16 protein-coding genes are annotated in these 19,723 nt (G+C 63.5%); 7 read left to right on the top strand and 9 right to left on the bottom strand.

Annotated elements, in window-relative coordinates; all coding sequences use genetic code 11:
• Positions 1-19: 19 nt before the first annotated feature.
• The 6 genes from G333_RS0104095 to G333_RS0104070 are packed head-to-tail and all read left to right on the top strand — an operon-like array spanning position 20 to position 5,247.
• Positions 20-1,132: a 4Fe-4S dicluster domain-containing protein gene (locus G333_RS0104095; RefSeq protein ID WP_026340878.1), complete on the top strand. Its 1,113-nt coding sequence runs from the start codon at positions 20-22 to the stop codon at positions 1,130-1,132.
• On the top strand, positions 1,129-1,602 hold the full coding sequence (locus G333_RS0104090) for a cyclic nucleotide-binding domain-containing protein (RefSeq protein WP_019627739.1): 474 nt from the start codon (positions 1,129-1,131) through the stop codon (positions 1,600-1,602). Before G333_RS0104095 ends, G333_RS0104090 begins: the two co-directional genes overlap by 4 nt.
• Entirely contained in the window at positions 1,592-2,452 is an 861-nt protein-coding gene (locus G333_RS0104085) for an FAD/NAD(P)-binding protein (protein ID WP_019627738.1), read from the top strand. Before G333_RS0104090 ends, G333_RS0104085 begins: the two co-directional genes overlap by 11 nt.
• Positions 2,449-3,261, top strand: a complete 813-nt coding sequence (locus G333_RS0104080; RefSeq protein ID WP_019627737.1) for an oxidoreductase — start codon at positions 2,449-2,451, stop codon at positions 3,259-3,261. The genes G333_RS0104085 and G333_RS0104080 overlap by 4 nt, the downstream gene beginning before the upstream one ends.
• Complete coding sequence (locus G333_RS0104075) at positions 3,258-4,556, top strand: Ni/Fe hydrogenase subunit alpha (protein WP_019627736.1); 1,299 nt, start codon at positions 3,258-3,260, stop codon at positions 4,554-4,556. Before G333_RS0104080 ends, G333_RS0104075 begins: the two co-directional genes overlap by 4 nt.
• Before the next feature lie 40 nt (positions 4,557-4,596).
• Positions 4,597-5,247, top strand: a complete 651-nt coding sequence (locus G333_RS0104070; protein WP_019627735.1) for a hydrogenase maturation protease — start codon at positions 4,597-4,599, stop codon at positions 5,245-5,247.
• Here the strand turns inward: G333_RS0104070 and G333_RS0104065 are convergent.
• The 6 genes from G333_RS0104065 to gdhA all read right to left on the bottom strand — a co-directional run bounded on the left by G333_RS0104065 (position 5,244) and on the right by gdhA (position 15,057).
• Positions 5,244-8,312 carry a type I restriction endonuclease subunit R gene (locus G333_RS0104065; protein ID WP_026340877.1) on the bottom strand — a complete coding sequence of 1,023 codons (3,069 nt, stop codon included), beginning with the start codon at positions 8,310-8,312 and terminating at the stop codon, positions 5,244-5,246. The genes G333_RS0104070 and G333_RS0104065 overlap by 4 nt on opposite strands.
• 9 nt (positions 8,313-8,321) lie before the next feature.
• A complete protein-coding gene (locus tag G333_RS15035; protein ID WP_155986105.1) occupies positions 8,322-8,939 on the bottom strand; it encodes a hypothetical protein in 618 nt (205 codons plus the stop codon).
• Positions 8,940-10,250 (bottom strand): restriction endonuclease subunit S, encoded by a 1,311-nt coding sequence (locus tag G333_RS0104060; RefSeq protein ID WP_026340876.1) that lies wholly within the window; start codon positions 10,248-10,250, stop codon positions 8,940-8,942. It abuts the gene before it with no gap.
• Positions 10,247-11,260 carry a virulence RhuM family protein gene (locus tag G333_RS0104055; protein WP_019627732.1) on the bottom strand — a complete coding sequence of 338 codons (1,014 nt, stop codon included), beginning with the start codon at positions 11,258-11,260 and terminating at the stop codon, positions 10,247-10,249. The genes G333_RS0104060 and G333_RS0104055 overlap by 4 nt, the downstream gene beginning before the upstream one ends.
• Entirely contained in the window at positions 11,257-13,431 is a 2,175-nt protein-coding gene (locus tag G333_RS0104050) for a class I SAM-dependent DNA methyltransferase (RefSeq protein WP_019627731.1), read from the bottom strand. The genes G333_RS0104055 and G333_RS0104050 overlap by 4 nt, the downstream gene beginning before the upstream one ends.
• A gap of 276 nt (positions 13,432-13,707) precedes the next feature.
• Positions 13,708-15,057: an NADP-specific glutamate dehydrogenase gene (gdhA, locus tag G333_RS0104045; protein WP_019627730.1), complete on the bottom strand. Its 1,350-nt coding sequence runs from the start codon at positions 15,055-15,057 to the stop codon at positions 13,708-13,710.
• A gap of 272 nt (positions 15,058-15,329) precedes the next feature.
• Between gdhA and G333_RS0104040 the strand changes: the two genes are divergently transcribed.
• Entirely contained in the window at positions 15,330-16,463 is a 1,134-nt protein-coding gene (locus G333_RS0104040) for an acyl-CoA desaturase (RefSeq protein WP_038038009.1), read from the top strand.
• Positions 16,464-16,496: 33 nt separating this feature from the next.
• On the opposite strand, the gene G333_RS0104035 is transcribed toward G333_RS0104040, so the two are convergent.
• The 3 genes from G333_RS0104035 to G333_RS0104025 all read right to left on the bottom strand — a co-directional run bounded on the left by G333_RS0104035 (position 16,497) and on the right by G333_RS0104025 (position 19,472).
• Positions 16,497-16,814, bottom strand: coding sequence for a response regulator transcription factor (locus tag G333_RS0104035; protein ID WP_019627728.1), 318 nt, complete (start codon positions 16,812-16,814; stop codon positions 16,497-16,499).
• A gap of 100 nt (positions 16,815-16,914) precedes the next feature.
• Positions 16,915-17,436 (bottom strand): copper chaperone PCu(A)C, encoded by a 522-nt coding sequence (locus tag G333_RS0104030; RefSeq protein WP_019563753.1) that lies wholly within the window; start codon positions 17,434-17,436, stop codon positions 16,915-16,917.
• Positions 17,437-17,489: 53 nt separating this feature from the next.
• Positions 17,490-19,472, bottom strand: a complete 1,983-nt coding sequence (locus G333_RS0104025) for a TonB-dependent copper receptor (RefSeq protein WP_018950898.1) — start codon at positions 19,470-19,472, stop codon at positions 17,490-17,492.
• Between the last annotated feature and the right edge of the window lie 251 nt (positions 19,473-19,723).

Here is a 19,723-nt window from a genome sequence, read left to right as displayed (position 1 = left end):
CGAGACCCAGGAGTCGTCTGTGGAAGTGATCGCACCGCAAGCCGTAGACACGCTGATCCGCCTGCTGGCCGGGGATGGCTATGAGGTGGTGGGGCCGACGCGGCGCGACGGCGCGATCGTCTACGACCGGGTGGGCGGCCTCGAGGACCTGCCGGTGGGCTGGACCGACGAGCAGGCCCCCGGGCACTACCGCCTGCGCGAACGCGACGACGACGCGCTGTTCGGCTATGTGGTCGGACCGCATTCCTGGAAGAAGTACCTGTTCCCGCCCGAGGAGACCCTGTTCCGGCTGACCCGCCAGCCGGACGGCAGCTTCGTGACCGAGCCCGGCACCTCCGACGCGCCGCGCCGTGCCTTCATCGGCCTGCGCGCCTGCGAGCTGGCGGCGATCGACGTGCAGGACCGGGTATTCCTCGGCCAGGCGGTGCAGGACCGCGGCTATGCCGCCCGCCGGCGGGACCTGTTCATGGTCGCGGTCAGCTGCGCCGAGCCGGGAGGAACCTGCTTCTGCGCTTCCATGGATACCGGCCCGCGCGCCCGCAAGGGCTTCGACCTGGCGCTCACCGAGGTGATCGACGCCACGCAGCATTTCCTGGTCGCCGAGGCCGGGTCCGACGCCGGGCGCGCGATGCTCGACCGGCTGGAGCCGCGCCCGGCCTCGGACGCCGAGCAGGCTGCCGCCGAACGCGTCTGGGCCGAGGCGCCGGAAAAGATGGGCCGACAGATGCCGGCGGACGCCCGCGAGGTGCTGAACCGGGCCTTCGAGCACCCGCGCTGGGAGGAAACCGCCGAGCGCTGCCTGTCCTGCTCCAACTGCACCCTGGTCTGCCCTACCTGCTTCTGTTCGCAGGTCGAGGAGGTGCCAGATCTGGAAGGCCAGCGCACCGAACGCGTGCGGCGCTGGGATTCCTGCTTCAACCAGGAACACTCGCACCTGGTCGGCGGCGCGCACCGCGAGTCGGTGGCCGCGCGCTATCGCCAGTGGATCACCCACAAGCTGGCCACCTGGCACGACCAGTTCGGCACCTCCGGCTGTGTCGGCTGCGGACGCTGCATCACCTGGTGCCCGGTGGGCATCGACATCACCGAGGAGGTCACCGCGGTGCGCCGCGATCCGGAGGGCCGGGGATGAACGAGCTGCTGGCGATCATCGAGGAACAGCCGTTCTTCGAGGATATGGCGCCGGAGCACCGGCGCCTGCTGGCGGCCTGCGCGGCGAAGTGCAGCTATACGGACGGGACCCGGCTGATGCGCGACCACGAGCCGACCGAGACCTTCTGGCTGATCCGCGAGGGCCAGGTCGCGCTGGAGAGCCCGCTGCGCGAAGGCACGGTCGCGTTCCAGACCTTGGGCCCTGGCGACATCCTCGGCTGGTCCTGGCTCCTGCCGCCGTACCGTGCCAGTTACGACGCGCGGGCGGTGACGGACCTCCACACCCTGCGCTTCGATGCCGGCGTGCTGCGCGAACGCATGGAGGCCGACCCGGCGTTCGGCTACGTGCTGATGAAGCACTTCGCCGCACTGATCGTCCAGCGCCTGCAGGCGGCGCGGTTGCAGGCGCTGGATATCTACAGCCACGGAGGGCCCGGCCATGGCGCCTGACGCGGCTGCAACCCTGCCGGATCAGACGATGGCGCCAGGGCCCTGGCGCATCCACTCGGTACGCCGCGACGTGGCCAGCAACGAGGTCTTCAGCTGGACGCTGTACCCCGAGCCGGGGGTGGAGCCCGGCGCCGCGCCAGCACCCGGGCAGTTCAACATGCTCTACCTCTTCGGCGTGGGCGAGGTGCCGATCTCGGTCTCCGCGATCACCGACGACGGCGGCATCGTGCACACCATCCGCGCGGTGGGCAGCGTGACCCGCGCGATGCAGGATCTGGAGGCCGGCGCGGTGGTTGGTCTGCGCGGGCCGTTCGGCACGGCCTGGCCGCTGGAACAGGCGCGCGGGCGCGACCTGGTGCTGGTCGCCGGCGGCATCGGCCTGGCCCCGCTGCGCCCGGTCATCCACGCGGCGCTCCAGCGGCGTTCGGAGTTCGGCCGCATGGTGGTCTGTTACGGCGCGCGTTCGCCCGGCGACATGATCTTCCGCGACGAGCTGGACGCCTGGGCCGAGCGGGATGATGTAGATCTGCGCATCACCGTGGATCGCGGCACCGCCGCCTGGCGCGGCGATGTCGGCGTGGTCACCCAGCTGGTGGATCGTGGCGGCTTCGACCGGCGCAACACCCTGGCGATGACCTGCGGCCCGGAGGTGATGATGCGCTTCACCGCGTCCGCGCTGGAGCGCCGCGGCCTGAAGCCGGAGGACATCTATGTCTCCATGGAGCGCAACATGCGCTGCGCGGTGGGCTTTTGCGGCCACTGCCAGATCGGGGCGCATTTCGTCTGCCGCGACGGCCCCGTGTTCCCCTACCCGGTGATGGAACCGGCCTTCCGGGTACGCGAGCTATGAGTCGGGAAAAGCCCACCCTGGCGGTGTTCAAGTTCGCCTCCTGCGACGGCTGCCAGCTCAGCCTGCTGGACTGCGAGGACGAGCTGCTGGCGGTCACCGACCGCATCCGGATCGCGCACTTCCCCGAGGCCACGCGCACCCGCATCGACGGGCCGTGGGACCTGACGCTGGTGGAGGGCTCGATCACCACGCCACAGGCGGCGGAGGAGATCCGCGAGATCCGCCGCGCATCGAAGTTCCTCGTGACCATCGGCGCCTGCGCGACCACCGGCGGTATCCAGGCCCTGCGCAACTTCGCGGATGTCGAGGCATTCACCCGCCAGGTCTACGCCCACCCGGAATACATCGAGACCCTGGCCACCTCGGATGCCATCAGCCAGCACGTGCCGGTGGACTTCGAGCTGCGCGGCTGCCCGATCGACAAGTACCAGTTGCTGGAGGTCATCAGCGCGTTCCTCCACGGTCGGCGCCCGCAGGTCTCCAGCGCCAGCGTCTGCGAGGAGTGCAAGCGGGCGGGACAGGTCTGCGTGATGGTCGCCCACGGCACGCCCTGTCTCGGCCCGGTCACCCACGCCGGCTGCGGCGCGTTGTGCCCTGGTTGCAACCGCGGCTGCTATGGCTGCTTCGGGCCCAAGGAGACGCCCAACGCGCCGGGCCTGTCCGGCCAGCTGGAGACCCTGGGCATGGATCGCGCCACGCGCGTGCGCTTTTACCGCACCTTCAACGCCGGCGCCGACGCCTTCCGCAAGGAGAGCGAACGTCAGGAGAGCGGCGCGGCACCGCCCGAAGAATCAGGAAACCGGCCATGAGCGAGACCCGCACCATCGAAGTCGACTACCTCGCGCGCGTGGAGGGCGAGGGCGCGATGTACGTGCGCACCGAGGGCGACCGCGTGGAGGAGGTGAAGTTGTCGATCTTCGAGGCGCCGCGCTTCTTCGAGGGCTTCCTGCGCGGGCGCGACTTCCGCGAGGCCCCGGACATCACCGCGCGCATCTGCGGCATCTGCCCGATCGCCTACCAGATGGGGGCCTCGCTGGCGATGGAGGACATCTGTGGCATCACCGTGGACGGCGTGCTGCAGGACCTGCGGCGGCTGGCCTACTGCGGCGAGTGGATCGAGAGCCACGCCCTGCATGTATTCATGCTCCACCTGCCGGACTTCCTCGGCTATCCCGACGCGGTCACCGCCGCGAAGGACCACCCGGACATGGTGCGCAACGGCCTGCGCATCAAGAAGATCGGCAACGCCATCCTGCGCCTGCTGGGCGGGCGCGAGATCCACCCGGTGAACCTGCGCGTCGGCGGCTTCTACCGCGCCCCGTCGCCGGCCGAGGTCGCGGGCCTGCGCGAGGACCTGTCCTGGGGCCTGGAGGCCTCCTGCGAGGTCGCCGAATTCCTCGCCACCCTCGACTACCCGAACCTCGAACGCGACTACGAGTTCGTGTCGCTCGTCCATCCGGACGAATACCCGATCACCCACGGGCGCCTCGGCTCCAGCAGCGGCCTGGACGCCGCCATCCGCGACTACGACGACATCTTCACCGAGGAACACGTCGCCCACTCCAACGCCCTGCACAGCCATCGCTCGGACTCCGGCGAACCGGTGTTCATGGGCCCGCTGGCGCGCTTCGCCCTGAACCGCGAACGCCTCACCCCGCGCGCCGCCGAGCTGGCCGAGCGCGCCGGGCTGGGCGCGGCCTGTCGCAACCCCTTCCGCAGTATCCAGGTGCGCATGATCGAGATCGTCCTCGCCTTCGAGGAGGCCCTGCGCCTGGTGGACGGCTACCGGGCCGCGCCGGCCGAACCCGCGTTGCCGGTCACCCCGCGCGCCGGCACCGGCTTTGGCGCCACCGAGGCCCCGCGCGGCATCTGCTACCACCGCTACAGCATCGACGACGCGGGCCTGATCACCGACGCCAAGATCGTCCCGCCCACCTCGGTCAACCAGCCCACCATCGAGGCCGACCTGCGCGAACTGGTCCAGACCCACCTCGACCTGCCGGACGACGAACTGCGCCACCACTGCGAGGTCGCCATCCGCAACTACGACCCCTGCATCTCCTGCGCCACCCACTTCCTCGACCTGACCGTCGACCGAAAATGAACAGCGCCCGAAAGAAAGATGCGAGTTTCGGAAGGAACGCATGCGGAAGCCCACCAAACTGAATCAGGAAGAGCAGGAACTGCTCGATGCCTTTGAAGCAGGCGAGTTCGAATCGGACAAGGACAACGAACGCAGGGCATCCATTGTCGAGGCCCCGGAAAATGGATCCCGCAAGACCCCTGAACAAACCCAAGAGGCCTCGGCCGACGATGGAAGATCGGCAGGCAAGGGCCCACTCGTCATCGGCATAGGGAACCCCTGGCGCGGCGACGACGGCGTCGGCCACGCCGTAGTCGAGGCCCTGCAGGGCACCTCGGGCCTCACCACCGCCACCTGCAGTGGCGAACCCGCCGAGCTCATGGACCTGTGGCAGGGCCACGACCCGGTGATCCTGGTCGACGCCATCGTCACCGGCGCCGCGCCCGGTACCCTCCATCGTCTTGACGCCCGCGAGCCGCTGCCACGCGGCGCCCGCTACTCCTCGCACGGCATCGGCCTCGCCGAGGCCGTCGAACTCGCCCGTTCCCTAGGCGACCTCCCGGAGACGCTCATCGTCCACGGCATCGAACCCGCCTGCCTTGAGGATGGGGCCGATCTCTCCACAGCCATCGCCGAGAACATGCCCCGTCTCCTCCATAGAATCTGCGACGAATTTGGGCCATCGCCGAACGCAAATCACAGCGATTTCTAGCGGCCGGGAGTGCTCTCTGGTTCCTCGGTGCTCTGGAGGCGATCGTAGACTTCGCGCAGCAGATGATCGCTGGCCACGCGTCGGAAGTTGTCGTCGTTCATCAGGCGGCCGAAGATCTCCTCGTTGCCGTCCATGCGCTCGATGAACAGGTTCTCCAGCATACGGTTGAACACATAGGCGAAGTTGTCACGCGTGTTGGCCCGGGCGGCTTCGCGCAGGGTGTCATTTTCGACCGCGCTCTCGGCAATCTGATCGAAGAAGAGCTGGTCGGCCGGGGTGAATTCCGTACCGAAGCGTTCGTTAAGCTTGCCGATCAGGGTGGACAACTCCACTTCGTCATCTTCGGCCTTGCCCGTCCCGACCTCGGTGGGTCCATACAGCGGCTGTGCTTCGCCTACGCCGAGATCGATGGTGCCCTCGCTGATCTTCTGCAGGCGGTAATACTTCAACGAGACCTCGTCCTCCAGTTCGAAGACGGTGTCATCGGCGCGCCGGGGCAGTTTGTGGAGCAGAAAGCGCCCGTAGCTGTAGAGCTTTTCCAGACTACTGTCCTGGTAGGGGATGATCTGCGCCAGAAAGGCGTAGAGGTTGCGGAAGCTGGCCAATTGCCCTTTGAACTGGTCCTGTTCCTCCTCATCCAGCGCCTCGTAGCGCTCCACGGCATGATCAAGGATCGCGTTAATCTTCTGGTGATCCGCCGCCGTGGGTTCGTTGCGGTTCTTGTACCAGATCTCCGCAAAGGCATTCACCTCGTCGCTGGTGAAGACCTGGTGCTCTTCCAGCCGGTGCTGCAAATCGTAGAGCTGATGGGGATCACTGGGCTCACCAGCGGGCGTCACTTCGTAATAGGGCTTGAAGGCCTCAAAGATCTCGCCCGGCTCGTTGACGAAATCCAGCACGAAGGTGTCTTCCTTTCCGGGGGCGGTCCGGTTCAGGCGGGAGAGGGTCTGCACCGCCTGAATACCCGACAGCCGCCGGTCCACATACATGGTGTGCAGCAATGGCTGGTCAAAGCCGGTCTGGTACTTCTCTGCCACCAGCAGCACCTGGTAGTGCTCGGAGGCAAAGCGGTCCGGCAGCTCCGATTCCTTGATGCCCTCGTTCATGCCCACTTCGGTGTAGGACTGGTCCGGGAAGTCCGGGTCGGTGACGCTACCGGAGAAGGCCACCAGCGAGCGGATGCCGGTGATGTCGTGCTCCTTGATGTACTTGTCGAAAGCCTGCTTGTAACGCACCGCATGCAAGCGCGAGGCGGTGACCACCATCGCCTTGGCCCGGCCGCCGATGCGGTGACAGGTGTTGTGGCGAAAGTGCTCGACGATCACCTCGACCTTCTGGGCGATATTGTGCGGGTGCAGCGACATGAAGCGCGCCAGCGCCCGGGCCGCCTTGCGCTTGGGCACCTGTGGGTCGTCCTCGATGGACTTGATCAGCCCATAGTAGGTCTTGTAGGTGGTGTAGTGCTCCAGCACATCCATGATGAAGCCTTCCTCGATGGCCTGGCGCATGGAGTACAGGTGAAACGGCGGCTGACCGTCCGGGCCGGGCTCGTTGAACACCGCCTGGGTCTTGAACTTGGGCGTGGCGGTGAAGGCGAAGAAGCTGATATTGGGCTGGCGCGGGCGCTTGAGCATCTCCTTGAACAGCTCCCGGCGCGCGGCCTCGGACAGTTCTTCCTCCTCCACATCCAGAAACTCCTCGGCGATGGCCGATTCGATGCCGTCGCGGTTGAGCACCTTGCGCAGCTCCATGGCTGTCTCGCCGGACTGAGAGCTGTGGGCCTCGTCCACGATTACCGCGAAACGCTTGCCGCCGGTATTCAGTTCCACCTCCTCGCCCTTCTTCGCCAGGGTGTCCATGGCCTGGGTGATGAAGGGGAACTTCTGGATGGTGGAGATGATGATGGGCACCCCGGATGAGAGCGCCTGGGCGAGCTGCTGGGTGTTCTCGTCGATCTTCTGCACCACCCCCTGCTTGTGCTCGAACTGGTAGATGGTGTTCTGCAACTGCTGGTCCAGCACCCGGCGGTCGGTGATCACCACCACGGTATCGAAGACCTTGTTGTCCTCGGCATCGTGCAGGCTGGACAGGCGATGGGCCAGCCAGGCGATGGAGTTGGACTTGCCCGAGCCCGCCGAATGCTGCACCAGATAGTTATGCCCCGGCCCCTGGGCGCGGGCCGAGTCGATCAGCTTGCGCACCGCGTCCAGCTGGTGATAGCGGGGGAAGATCAGGGTTTCCTTCTTGTGGCGCTTGACGCCCTTCTTGGTGGTGACCTTGCTTTCGCTGACCTCCAGGTGCAGAAAGCGGGCGAGGATGTCCATCAGGCTGTCGCGGGTCAGCACCTGCTCCCACAGGTAGCTGGTGCGGTAGCCGCCTGCCTCGGCGGGCGGATTGCCGGCGCCGAAGTTGTGGCCGCGATTGAAGGGCAGAAAGCGGGTGTCGTCACCGGTCAGGCGGGTAGTCATGAAGGCCTGGTCCGGGTCCACGGCGAAATGCACCAGGGCCCGCTCCTTGAAGCGGAAGATGGGCTCCGCCGGGTCGCGGTCGCGCCGGTACTGGCGCATGGCGTCGTCCACCGTCTGGCCGGTCATGGGGTTTTTCAGCTCCAGCGTGACCACCGGCAAGCCGTTGACCGACAGCACCATGTCCAGCGACTTGTTCGGGTGCTTCTCGCTGAAATGCACCTGCCGGGTCACCCGCACGCGGTTGTGGCCGTAGGCTGCTGCCGCCTCCGGGTTCATGCCGGTATTCGGCGCGAAATAGGCCAGCCGGAAGGTCTTGCCGAAACACTTGAAGCCGTGGCGCAGCACATGCAGGGCATTCTTGGAGGACAGCTCCTTGACCAGCGAGCCGAGCAAGACATCAGCCGCTTTCTCGCCGTGCAATTTCACCAGAGATTGCCAGCGTTTAGGCTGGCTGGCTTCTACAAAGGAAATAACTTCATCGGGGAACAACGCAAAAGTCGCGTCAAATCCATTGGGATCACCCCTGAGATAACCGCCACTGGTCGCAAGTGATTCCTCTACTGCTTCTTCGAAGCGGATTTCCGTATGCTTTCCCATAAAGACCTTCTACACTGTATCCACGGATGAGTTCTCGAATTCTTCCAGCGCGACGCCTTTAACATCATCATAATGATAAAACCGCACAGAGGGATCACGAGCAAGGTATTTTCCTTCAGGACCCAGATAAGCCACGGGATTTCTATTTGAACTAAAAACGAACTTCTGAACTTTAATTTGCTTTCTGTGACCTGAATAAGTCTCAATGATTTTCTTCAGAGACTTTACCCAGGAAACCCCCGCATTCAACTGTCCGGAAATTGTATCCACATTGATACCTTTCGACTTTAGCTCTATACAATAGACATAAATATGCCTTGGTAGCCTATGAAAGATCACATAGTCACATTTCTTTGACCACGGCTTTCCATTGTCGTCAAGGAAAGCGAAAAGAGCCTGACTACACTCACCTTTACCTTTTGACTTCTTCACTTTCTTATCGAGATTAATGGCAAATGCTTCCCCTGTGAATGAAAATTGAATTTTCATTATTTTTGGTGATCCACTCCCTTCAGGGTAATATTTTTCCTTAATGGTAAGCGTGCCGCCCTCTCCACAGTCAACGATATAGTCGTCCGCGAGATACGATCGTAAATGCTCAAAATACCCGTGAAGATTGATGGCCATTCACTCAACCTTTATCTGGCCGGTGACGGCGTTGGTGATCAAGGCGGAGCGGTATTCTTCCAAAGACTGGATTGCAGCATTGACTTTCGAAGAGACTTTATCCAGGTGGACATTCTCAGTGGAAACATGATCCACTATCTTGTCCTGTTCCTCTGATGGTGGCAAAGGAATCATCATGCTTCCGTACTTTTCAGCGCTGACGTTTTGTATCGTGGACTGGATGAATATATTTCTTATCCACTCCCAATAAGGGTGCGAGTTAAAAAATAACTGATAGTAGCTATGGTTCAAGTTTTTCATGAGCCTGGCTCGGATCAGATAGCCTGCAAAAGCGGCCTCTCCCCAATTGCTTTTATATTGAAATGTTTTTCCAACTGTTGCCCCACTTCTAGCAAAAAGTATGTCGCCCTCTTCAAGAAGATAACCTTCCGCGAACTCCGGAGGCATAGAACGAAAAGTATCGTCGCGTAACGTGCCGTCATTACGTACATCTGTAATTCTAATAAAACGAGGCCAGCTAGGATCATCGAAGGCGGCTGCCTCATTTGCACCGTACTTTAGTGGCTCTTCGAGAAGAAACTTAAGCCGTCTAACCCCCCAATGCGCCGGAATCTCCCCCAGCCACTCGATGCCGCTGTCTTTCATGGGGGCATCGGGGTTCAGGCCCTTGGTGACGGCGCGGGTGATCAGGGCGGTGCGCTTTTCTGCAAGCCGGTCGAGCAGGCGGCGCTTTTTGGCGATCAGGGTGTCGATCTCCGCGGTCTTGCGGTCGAGGAAAGAGGTAATGTTTTCCTGTTCTGACATCGGTGGAACGAATGTTTTTATCGACCTCAGAAACTCTTGGTTGAGATTCTGTTGACCACCACCTGATGCGAACGAAATCAAGTCGTTCCTAACTGCTAAGAGCCAGTAAAAAATGTACCTCTGCGAAAGCTTAGTTGAATTGGCATATACACAGCACGCTTGATTCACTGTTGCAGGCTGAGCAAGCCAACCCAGCCTTCCAATGGTTGCACCATACATGGCAATTATAACTGACCCAGCAGGATAGAACTTGAGCGACGAATATTGGTTTAGCGCTTCATCCGTGATTTTATTCTTCGTCTCGCCAATTGGCTTTTCTCGAAGCTCTGAAGTCGTAACCCAGTTTATATTCCCATCATAGTAAATTGGATTGGATGCAGACGGAGTTGTCCCACTTCCTATAAGCTGGCAATGATGAGATATTTTTTCTACCGACCAATGCGAAGGTAGTCTCTTTAGCCACTGCTCCCCTGAGCTTTTGTACGCAGCATAAGTTTCGTAAGTCATCTGTTCTTGCCTTTCTTGACCTGTTCTTCCAACGCCTCCAGCTCCCGCAACTCCTCGGCATCCGCCTCCAGCGCCTCGTCCCGCCGCCGCTGGGCGTCGAACTGCTCGTAGCGCTCGTGGGCGATCTGCTCCATGCGGCCGCGGCTGATGCTGCCCGCGCCGTCAAGAATCGGCCGTTCATTGAACTCCAGCAGCCGGTCCACATTGTGGCGCCAGTAGTCCAGGGTCAGGTCCTTGCGCTCTTTGGCGCGCAGTTCGGCCTGTTCCAGGAAGATCACCACCAGGCGGTTGAGGGTGTCCACCTCGTCGGCAGTGAGGTAGTTCTTGGCGATGGTGACATCCTGCTTGCGCACCCGCGCGCCCTTCCAACTGGTCAGCGCCATATTGGGGGAGTCGGCGTCGGCGCGCTGGACCACGATTTCGGCGGCGGTGTGGCCGGTGACGGCATAGAGCAGCTTGTTCTGCACCTCGGCGAAGAAGGTCTGGGCGTCGCGGTCGTCGGGCCGGTAGTCGCTGGACAGGGCGAACAGATCGCGCACCTTCTGGTAGAAACGCTTCTCCGATGCGCGGATGTCGCGGATGCGGGCCAGCAGCTCGTCGAAGTAGTCCCAGCCACCGGGCTCCTTCAGGCGCGCATCGTCCATGACGAAGCCCTTGAGCAGGTATTCCTCCAGATGGGCGGTGGCCCACTGGCGGAACTGGGTGCCCCGGGGGGAGCGCACCCGGTAGCCGACGGCCAGGATCATGGGCAGGCTGTAGGCCTTGAGGCGGCGCCGAACTTGCCGCTGGCCCTCCTGGCGAACTTGTAAGGATTCCTTACAAGTTGCCTCCGGGCTCAGCTCGCCCTCTTCATAGATGGCCCGGATGTGCTGGGTAATGGCCTGAGGGGTGGTGTCGAACAGCTCGGCCATCTCCGCCTGGGTCAGCCAGACGGTATCGCCTTCGGCGCGGAGCTGGATCTCCGCCCGGCCATCCTCGCTGCGGTAGAGAATCAGCTCACCCGCGCTCATGCCGTGACCTTCTTCAGCATCTCCAGAATCTCGCCCTCCAGGCTCTGGATATCCTGCTCGATCTCCTCCAGCGGCCGGGGCGGTTCATAGACGTAGAAGTGGCGGTTGATGGGGATCTCGTAGCCCACCTTGGTCTTGGCGTGGTCGATCCAGGCGTCATCGACGAAGGGCAGCACCTCGCGGGCCAGGTAGGCCTCGCAGTGGTCGCGGACGAGATCGAGCAACTGGCTGTTGTCGGCGTCCTTGTCGTAGCCGATGGGCAGCGGCAGCGGGATGTCGGCGGGCAACGGCACGATCTCGGTATCGCGCAACTCGGTATCCGGCTCAGGGTTGCCCTTGCTGTCCCGGCAGATGGCGGCCTCGGGGTCGCGCTCGGACAGGGCGTTGAGAACGGCCTTCTTGATCGGCGCGGGGAATTGTTCGCCCGCGTCCTTGAAGGCGGCCTTGAGCAGCGGCTCGAACTCGGCGCGGTCGGTGTGGTGCCGGTCGTCCAGCCCTTCCAGAATACCGATGATGCGCTGCTGGGCCGCCTCGCCGGCCTTCACCTCGGCCTCCGCCTCGGCCGGGTTCTTGCGCTTCTTGCTTTTCGCGAGATTGGCGAAGGCGGTCTCCTGCCATAAACGCTCGATGCGCTCGGCGCTGGCCTGGAAGTTGAGCCGGAGGGGGCGTTCCACGGTGACTTTCAGGTAGCCGAAGTCGCGGTTGTCGAAGACCTTCGTGCAGACCCGTTCGGTCTGCTTGCCGTTCAGGCCCACCCGGCAGGTAGCGCCGTCGACGAAGTCGGCGTAGAGGTGGGTCAGCTCTTCGATGTGCTCATCACCCAGCTCGTTGCGCTTGTTGCCCAGGCTTTTTTTCATCTTGCGGTAGTGGCGGGTGCCGTCGATGAGCTGCACCTTGCCCTTGCGATCAATGGGCTTGCGGTTGCTCACCAGCCAGATGTAGGTGTAGATGCCGGTGTTGTAGAAGAGCTGGTCCGGCAGGGCGATGATGGCATCCAGCCAGTCGTTCTCGATGATCCAGCGGCGGATGTTGCTCTCGCTGGGGCCGGGCTCACCGTTGAACAGCGGCGAGCCGTTGAAGACGACGGCGATCTTCGAACCCTCGCCGCCTTTCTCGGGACCGGGCTTCATCTTGCTGAGCATGTGCAGCAGGAACAGGGTGGCGCCGTCGTTGATGCGCGGCAGGCCGGGGCCGAAGCGGCCGTTGAAGCCCAGTTCCCTGTGCTCTTTCTTCACATAGTCTTCCTGGGGCTTCCACTCAACGCCGAAGGGCGGATTGGCGAGCATGTAGTGGAAGGTCTTTTCCGGGTGGCCGTCGCCGGTCTCGCCGTCACCCAGGGTGTCGCCGAAGGCGATGTTGTCCACCGGCTCATCCTTGATCAGCAGATCCGAGCGGCAGATGGCCCAGGATTCTTCGTTGTACTCCTGCCCGTACAGCGCCAGGTGGGCCTGGGGATTCTGTTCGGTAATGTATTCCTCAGAAACCGACAGCATGCCGCCGGTCCCGGCGGTGGGGTCATAGATGGTGCGGGCGATGCCGGGGGTGTAGACCTCCTCGTCCTTGGTATAGAGCAGATGGGCCATCAGGCGGATCACCTCCCGCGGCGTGAAGTGATCGCCGGCCTCCTCGTTGGCCTGCTCGTTGAACTTGCGCACCAGCTCCTCGAACACATAGCCCATGTCGTGGTTGCTGACCCGGTCCGGGTGCAAGTCGATGCGGGGGTCGGCGAACTCCTTGACGATGAGGTACAGCCGGTTGGCCTTGTCCAGCTTCTCGATCTCGGACTCGAACCCGAAGGCCTCGAATACGGCCCGGGCGGACTCGGAAAAGCCGTTGATGTAGCTGGTGAGATTGGTGGCGATGTTCTCGGGGTCTGCCAGTAGCTTCTCGAAGGTGTAGGGGCTGATGTTGTACAGCGGATGTTCGCGCCCCTGGCTGGCCTTGCGCGCAAGCACCTTGTGCAGAGCGTCACCCTCCAGGCCGCGAGCCTGAAGCTTTTCGTACTCCTTCAGCACCTGCTCCTTGGTGGGCGCCAGCACGCAGTCCAGGCGGCGCAGCACCGTCATGGGGAGCATGACCTTGCGGTACTGCGGCGGCCGGTAGGGGCCGCGGAGCTTGTTGGCGATGTCAAAGACGAAATCAATCAGGCGAGACGTATCGGTGGAGGCCATTGGTCCCCTGCTATGGTTTGTGATTGTTTCCTGGGTAGAAGGTCGAACGCTGTGATCCAGGGTCACACCTTGCCTTTTGCCTCTCCCGGGCCCGCGAGCAAAAGGCCTGGGGAAACACGGGGAACCCCTTGCACCCACCCACAAGTATGCCTGCGCGACCCTGACCCCAGTGGACACCAGCCCGGCCGACGACGCAGACCGGCACCCAATGGCACGGCCGTGGCTCGATCGCTCCAGCCTCGGAGTGGAGACCCGAGGAACCCGGCGCGGGCAAGCTCAGATGTGGCCCATCGCCTCCATGGCACGGGCGACCTTCACGAAGCCGGCGATGTTGGCGCCAACGGTGTAGTTACCGGGCGAGCCGTATTCCTCGGCGGTTTCGTGGCAGGTGCGGTGGATGTTGGCCATGATCTCCTGCAGGCGCGCCTCGGTGTATTCGAAGGTCCAGGAGTCCCGGCTCGCATTCTGCTGCATCTCCAGCGCACTGGTGGCCACACCGCCGGCATTCGCGGCCTTCCCGGGGCCAAAGGCGATCCCGGCCTCGCGGAAGGTCTGGATGCCCTCCGGGGTGACCGGCATATTGGCGCCCTCGGCGACCGCGATACAGCCGTTTTCGAGCAGGGCTTTCGCGCCCTTTCCCGTGAGCTCGTTCTGGGTGGCACACGGCAGGGCCACATCACAGGGGATCTCCCAGATACTGCCGTTTTCGCTGTACTTCGCCCCGTTCTTGCGCTCCGCATAGGCACTGATCGGACCGCGCTCGAGTTCCTTGATCTGGCGCACCAGTTCCAGGTCGAGCCCGTCCTCGTCAAGGATGACCCCGCGGGAGTCGGAACAGGCGATCACCCGGGCGCCCAGCTGCTGGGCCTTCTCGGTGGCATGGATCGCCACGTTGCCGGCCCCGGAGATGATCACGCGTTTACCCTCCAGCGAGTCGTTGCGCGCCTTCAGCATCTCCTGAGTGAAGAAGATCGCCCCATAGCCGGTGGCCTCGGTGCGTGCACGGCTGCCGCCCCAGTCGAGACCCTTGCCGGTGAACACGCCGGCCTCGAAGCGGTTGGTCAGGCGCTTGTACTGGCCAAACAGGTAGCCGACCTCGCGCTGGCCCACGCCGATGTCGCCCGCGGGCACATCAGTGTACTCGCCGATGTGGCGGTACATCTCGGTCATCAGGCTCTGGCAGAAGCGCATGACTTCGGAATCGGAGCGCCCCTTCGGGTCAAAGTCGCTTCCGCCCTTGCCGCCGCCGATCGGCAGGCCGGTGAGGGCATTCTTGAACACCTGCGAGAAGCCGAGGAACTTGATGATGCCCAGGTACACCGAGGGGTGGAAACGCATGCCCCCCTTGTAGGGCCCCAGGGCGCTGTTGAACTGGACGCGGAAGGCCCGGTTGATGTGCAGCTCGCCCTTGTCGTCCTGCCAGGGGACGCGGAAGATGATCTGCCGCTCGGGCTCGCAGATGCGCTGGATGATCTTGAGTTCGGCAAACTCCGGGTACTTCACCAGTACCGGCCCCAGCGTGTCCAGCACGCCATGGACGGACTGATGGAATTCCGTCTCCCCGGCGTTGCGGTGCAGCACTTCCTGGTAAATGGGTTCGAGCTTCTCGTCTAGGCTTCCGTTCATGGATCGCATCCTGATTGTCTGATTCGGACGCATTTAGGCATGCGGGTGCCGAGAAGACAATCCCGATCGCCCCATGATGGTGCATTCCGTCACCGGCCGTGCAGCACCGGAAGGGAGCCAGGGAGCAGCGCCTCCGATGGAATCACCATCGACCGGCAACGCTCTGGGGCCGACCGTCCGGAACGAAGGCACTTTTACTCGCCGGTCGCGGTCTCATCTGCTATGAATAGGTGAGCATCTTCGCTCGCCCCGGTCGCCTGCAGGTCTCCACCATGCCCGAACGTGCCCCCCCGATTGCCTGGACGCCGGCCGTTTTCTTTGCACTGACCAACCTGGCCGCGGTCACGCTGGTGCCGTGGTGGTGGCTCACCCAGGGCTTCAGCGGCGCGGCCTGGCTGTTTTTTGGCCTGTTCCTGGTGCTGAGCGGGCTGGGCATCACGGTGGGTTATCACCGGCTCTGGGCGCACCGCACCTTCAAGGCGCGGGGGCCATTGCGCGTTCTGCTGGCGCTGAGCGGTGCCCTGGCATTGCAGAACAGCATCTACAACTGGGGCGCGCGGCATCGCGTGCATCATCGCTACGTGGATGATGTGGAACGCGACCCGCATTCCATCAAGCGTGGTTTCTGGCATGCCCACATGGGCTGGATGCTGCGCAACTGGCCCACCAGCGAGCCCGACTATTCGCGGGTGAAGGACCTGGCGAAGGATCCGGTGGTGATGTGGCAACACCGGCATTACTGGACCCTGGCATGGGGACTGAACCTGGGCCTGCCTCTGCTGCTGGGGCTGGCATTCGGGGATGTGATCGGCATGCTGCTGCTGGCCGGCATTCTGCGCATGGTGCTCAGCCACCACTTCACGTTCTTCATCAACTCCCTGGCGCATTGGTGGGGCCGTCGTCCCTACAGTGACGACAGCACCGCCGTGGACAACGGACTAGTCGCCCTGCTCACCTGGGGCGAGGGGTACCACAACTTCCACCACGCCTTTCAGGCGGACTACCGCAACGGGGTGCGCTGGTGGCAGTACGACCCCTCGAAGTGGCTGATCAACCTTTTTGCCTGGACCGGACTGGTGTATGACCGCCGCTGGACACCGCGCTTCAAGATCATGCGCGCACGGCTGCACACCGAGTTTCGCCGCCTGCTCAATGCCGACCAGGCCGGGCCGGCGCACGACTCCTGGCGCGCAACCGTGGAGCGGGAGTATCAGCGTTTCCGCGATACCGTGAACCAGTGGCAGGAGGTGCAGGCGCGCAAGATGCGGGCCGGGCGCGAGGCCATGAACGATCGCTGGGTGCGCACGGAACTGCGCACCCAGTTCAAGGAACTGGAGTATCGCCTCAAGATGCAGCGCCGCCGCCTGCGCGCCCTGTCGGCCTCTCGTCGCGCGACCACGGCGTGAACGCGGGCCCCGGATTGCGGGGCCCGAGTACCTTCAGGCGCGATCACCCCCCAGCTTGGCTGCGACCCGGTCGGCCACCTTGCCACGGACCACAACCTCGTCGGCGCCCGCCTGGCGCGCCGCCTTGAGCATCGCCCCTTCCACGTGCGGGCCAAAGGCGAGAATCTTCGCGTCCGGGTAGCGCTCGCGCCAGGTCGACACCGCTTTCACGCCACGGCTGCCGAGGTCGATTACCACCAGGTCGGGCTGCTCCGGCGCCTGACTGCTAGAAACCGATGCGCCGGCCGAACGCCAGCGCGACTCCAGCCGCACGCGGGTCATCAGGTCGGGGGTGTCGAGGTGGATATGCATAGTCGGACCCGGGCACGAAGCGAAGGCGTGGAACGAACACACTTTAGCCCCTCTCTGGCTCAGCGTCAGTCATTCGAGCGCCGAGAACACACCCGCCATGTCAGTGTTGATGATGCCCGCCTGATGCGGGACGCTCCGCCCGCCGCACCACGGCCTGAAGATGCAGGTCGCGAAGGCCCTCCAGCTTCAGGCGGATCGGCACCTGCTGTCCTTGTTCGAGCGGCTCCAACAGATCGATCAGCATCACATGCAAACTGCCGGGCTGCAGCTCCACACGATCGTTGGCAGGAATGGTGATTGATGGAACCTCGCGCATGCGCATGACGCCGTGCTCGTCCTCGACGTGGTCGTGCAACTCGGTGACCGCAGCCACCGGCGACTCAGCGGAAACGATCTCGATGTCGCGATCGGTGGTGTTGCGCAGGGTCAGATAGGCCGCAGTACTCGGCATCGTCGGCGGCATCAGCCGCACCCACGGCTGGCCCTCGAGTTTGATGCCGTCCGGGCAGTCGCAGGCAGCATGCTCTGCAGCGTCATGGGTCGGCTCGGAAGCCACCGGGGTTGCCGCGCACAACAGGCCCACAAGCGCCAGTCCGCTCAGCGTTCGGTACAGAGGGATCATCGTTTTTCTCCTTGGGTAAGGCCGGACCAGCCGGAGCCGCGTCCGGCGATCGATCAAAATTCCACGGTCCACTTCGCCCAGAGGGTGCGGCCTGGCTCGTTGATCGGCTGGGTGCTGGCTCCGAGATCGGCCGTACCGCGCTGGATGTGTTCGCTGTAAGTGCGATCGAACAGGTTGTCCACACCCAGCATCACCCGCGATCCGGAGGACACCTCCATGCCAGCGTACATCGCGGCGGTGGCAAAACCGGGGGTTTCTTCCTGGTCGAGGCTGTAGATGGTTCCCTGGCCGGGATGAATCCGGTCCTGACGTGCGACACCTCGTACCTGGGCCCCGGCAAAGCGCCCGCCGGACTGGTACTCCAGGGCCAGGGTCATTTCAGCCGGCGGCGTCTGCGCGAGAGGCACACCATCCGTATCGTTGCTGGAGCGAACCCAGGCGGCACTGGCGCGCGCCGTCCAACGTGAGTTCATGGCCCAGGCAAGATCCATCTCGGCGCCATAGGTGGTGGCGTCCACGTTGCGCGCAGCCGGGGCCTCGTTGGCGATCAGGATGTAGTCGTCGTACTGGCCGTAGAACACGGCAACCGAGCCGGTCAGATCTCCGTGATGAACCTGCAAACCCGCATCCAGCTGGGTCAGATTCTCGGTGTCGAGGTCGAACACGCGGCGACGTTCCCAGAAATCGGCGGCACGCTCGGCGCGCCCGAGACCAACGTGCCAGCGTATCGGGGCCGCGTGGAGATCCTCCTCGTAGCGCAGAAACCCGCTGGTCTGGTGTGTACGGTCGTGTTCCCCGGGCCCGGCGCCGCCGAAGCCATCGGCGTCCTGTGCGTCAGCCCGCGACCGGTCGACACGCAGACCCGTGACCAGGCGCTGGGAGTCCGAGAATGGGTACTCCAGTTCCGCGAACACGCCGGTATCGCGGAATCGGGCGGTATCCTGGCGCGGGACATCGCGCCAGACGAAAGCGTCCATTCCCATCAGGCGATTGCCCCGGTGCCGGTTGCGCTGGTGCTCGATTCCGGCGTGTAGGAGCATATCTCCCGGCAGGGCGAAATCGGCGGCGATGCGCGCGCCGGTAGTCACGCGATCGGGGTAGCTGACCATTGGCATGTTCGGCGGCTCGCGCAAGCTATAGTTGTCCATCACATGGTCGATCTCGTTGTAGAACACCCGGGCCTCGACCTGATCCAACCACGGCGTGATGCGCTCGCGCGTCAGCGCTAGGCTGTAGCCGGTTCGCTCGAACTGCGTGCCGTCCATGCCGCGGTCGTCGTAGGCCGCCTCAGCATCCGAGCGGTCGAGGGTGAGTTCCACCAGGGTGTCGGCATCCGGCCGCCAGCCGAGGATCCCGGTGCCGCTCCAGCGCGAGTACTGCGAGTGCACCGTGTTGCCGTCGCCGTCCTTGTAATCGGCCTGATCGGACAGGGTGCCGATGCCGCGGATGTAGCCCTGCTCGCTGCCAGTGGCAACATCGGTGATCAGGTCGAAACGGTCGAAGCGCCCGACGGTGATCCCGGCAAAACCGGTCACACCGCCGTCGGCATCGAACACCGGGGCATCCCGCTCGAAACGCACCGTGCCGGCGGGATTGGCGCCATACCGCACGGTCTGGGGACCCTTGCGCACCTCAATGCGGTCGAAGGCCTGCGGATAGGCGTAGGCGGTGGGCGGATCCATGCGTCCGCCGCAGCCGCCAAGGATTAGGTCATCGTCCAGCAGGATGGCCAGCCGCGAGCCACCCAGACCGCGCAACTCCGGATCACCGCTGGTGCCACCCTTGCGGCTGACCGCGAAACCGGGGATGGACGCTAGGTACGAACCTCCATCGTGTGCCGGCAACGGCAGGCGTGGCTGGCGTGGGTCGGTGGTGACCACGCCGGGCCCTTCCATTGCCGGTGCGGTGATCACCACCGGCGGCAGAAGGACGGCCGCTGGTTCGGACGTCCCATCGGCCAACGACGCACTGGGCCACATGGGTACACTGGCCCCCAGTACCATAGCCAGTGCGCGGCGCAGCGTTACATTCAGCATTACTACCTCTCCCTTGTCGTGATATCGAAGGCATCAGAGCAAGGGCCAGGCCAAACCGGTCAAGCGGCGGGCCATCGAATGCAGCGCTATGAATTGGCATGATTTTTTGGCAGATGGGTAACCGCAGGGGCTATAAACGGGTTCACCCGCATGTGGCATTTGCCACAGGGCACGGGTGATATCGCACATGCGCCAGCGATCTGGTTTGTCAGTACTCGCGGGGTTAGGCAGGCTATATTGAAGGCAATCCA

Source organism: Thioalkalivibrio sp. AKL10 (assembly GCF_000381845.1).
GTDB lineage: Bacteria > Pseudomonadota > Gammaproteobacteria > Ectothiorhodospirales > Ectothiorhodospiraceae > Thioalkalivibrio > Thioalkalivibrio versutus.
Note: the sequence above shows the minus strand (reverse complement) of the source record. Positions and strands in the feature narration are given on the sequence as shown.

What these genes read in the sequence shown, in the direction of transcription:
- G333_RS0104055 (WP_019627732.1), bottom strand. Translation starts at nt 11,260, where the DNA reads ATGAGCGCGGGTGAGCTGATTCTCTACCGCAGCGAGGATGGCCGGGCG.
- G333_RS0104050 (WP_019627731.1), bottom strand. Translation starts at nt 13,431, where the DNA reads ATGGCCTCCACCGATACGTCTCGCCTGATTGATTTCGTCTTTGACATC.
- G333_RS0104025 (WP_018950898.1), bottom strand. Translation starts at nt 19,472, where the DNA reads ATGCTGAATGTAACGCTGCGCCGCGCACTGGCTATGGTACTGGGGGCC.
- G333_RS0104090 (WP_019627739.1), top strand. Translation starts at nt 1,129, where the DNA reads ATGAACGAGCTGCTGGCGATCATCGAGGAACAGCCGTTCTTCGAGGAT.
- G333_RS0104035 (WP_019627728.1), bottom strand. Translation starts at nt 16,814, where the DNA reads ATGCATATCCACCTCGACACCCCCGACCTGATGACCCGCGTGCGGCTG.
- G333_RS0104075 (WP_019627736.1), top strand. Translation starts at nt 3,258, where the DNA reads ATGAGCGAGACCCGCACCATCGAAGTCGACTACCTCGCGCGCGTGGAG.
- G333_RS0104080 (WP_019627737.1), top strand. Translation starts at nt 2,449, where the DNA reads ATGAGTCGGGAAAAGCCCACCCTGGCGGTGTTCAAGTTCGCCTCCTGC.
- G333_RS0104030 (WP_019563753.1), bottom strand. Translation starts at nt 17,436, where the DNA reads ATGATCCCTCTGTACCGAACGCTGAGCGGACTGGCGCTTGTGGGCCTG.
- G333_RS0104065 (WP_026340877.1), bottom strand. Translation starts at nt 8,312, where the DNA reads ATGGGAAAGCATACGGAAATCCGCTTCGAAGAAGCAGTAGAGGAATCA.
- G333_RS0104070 (WP_019627735.1), top strand. Translation starts at nt 4,597, where the DNA reads ATGCGGAAGCCCACCAAACTGAATCAGGAAGAGCAGGAACTGCTCGAT.
- gdhA (WP_019627730.1), bottom strand. Translation starts at nt 15,057, where the DNA reads ATGAACGGAAGCCTAGACGAGAAGCTCGAACCCATTTACCAGGAAGTG.
- G333_RS0104085 (WP_019627738.1), top strand. Translation starts at nt 1,592, where the DNA reads ATGGCGCCTGACGCGGCTGCAACCCTGCCGGATCAGACGATGGCGCCA.
- G333_RS0104040 (WP_038038009.1), top strand. Translation starts at nt 15,330, where the DNA reads ATGCCCGAACGTGCCCCCCCGATTGCCTGGACGCCGGCCGTTTTCTTT.
- G333_RS0104060 (WP_026340876.1), bottom strand. Translation starts at nt 10,250, where the DNA reads ATGACTTACGAAACTTATGCTGCGTACAAAAGCTCAGGGGAGCAGTGG.
- G333_RS15035 (WP_155986105.1), bottom strand. Translation starts at nt 8,939, where the DNA reads ATGGCCATCAATCTTCACGGGTATTTTGAGCATTTACGATCGTATCTC.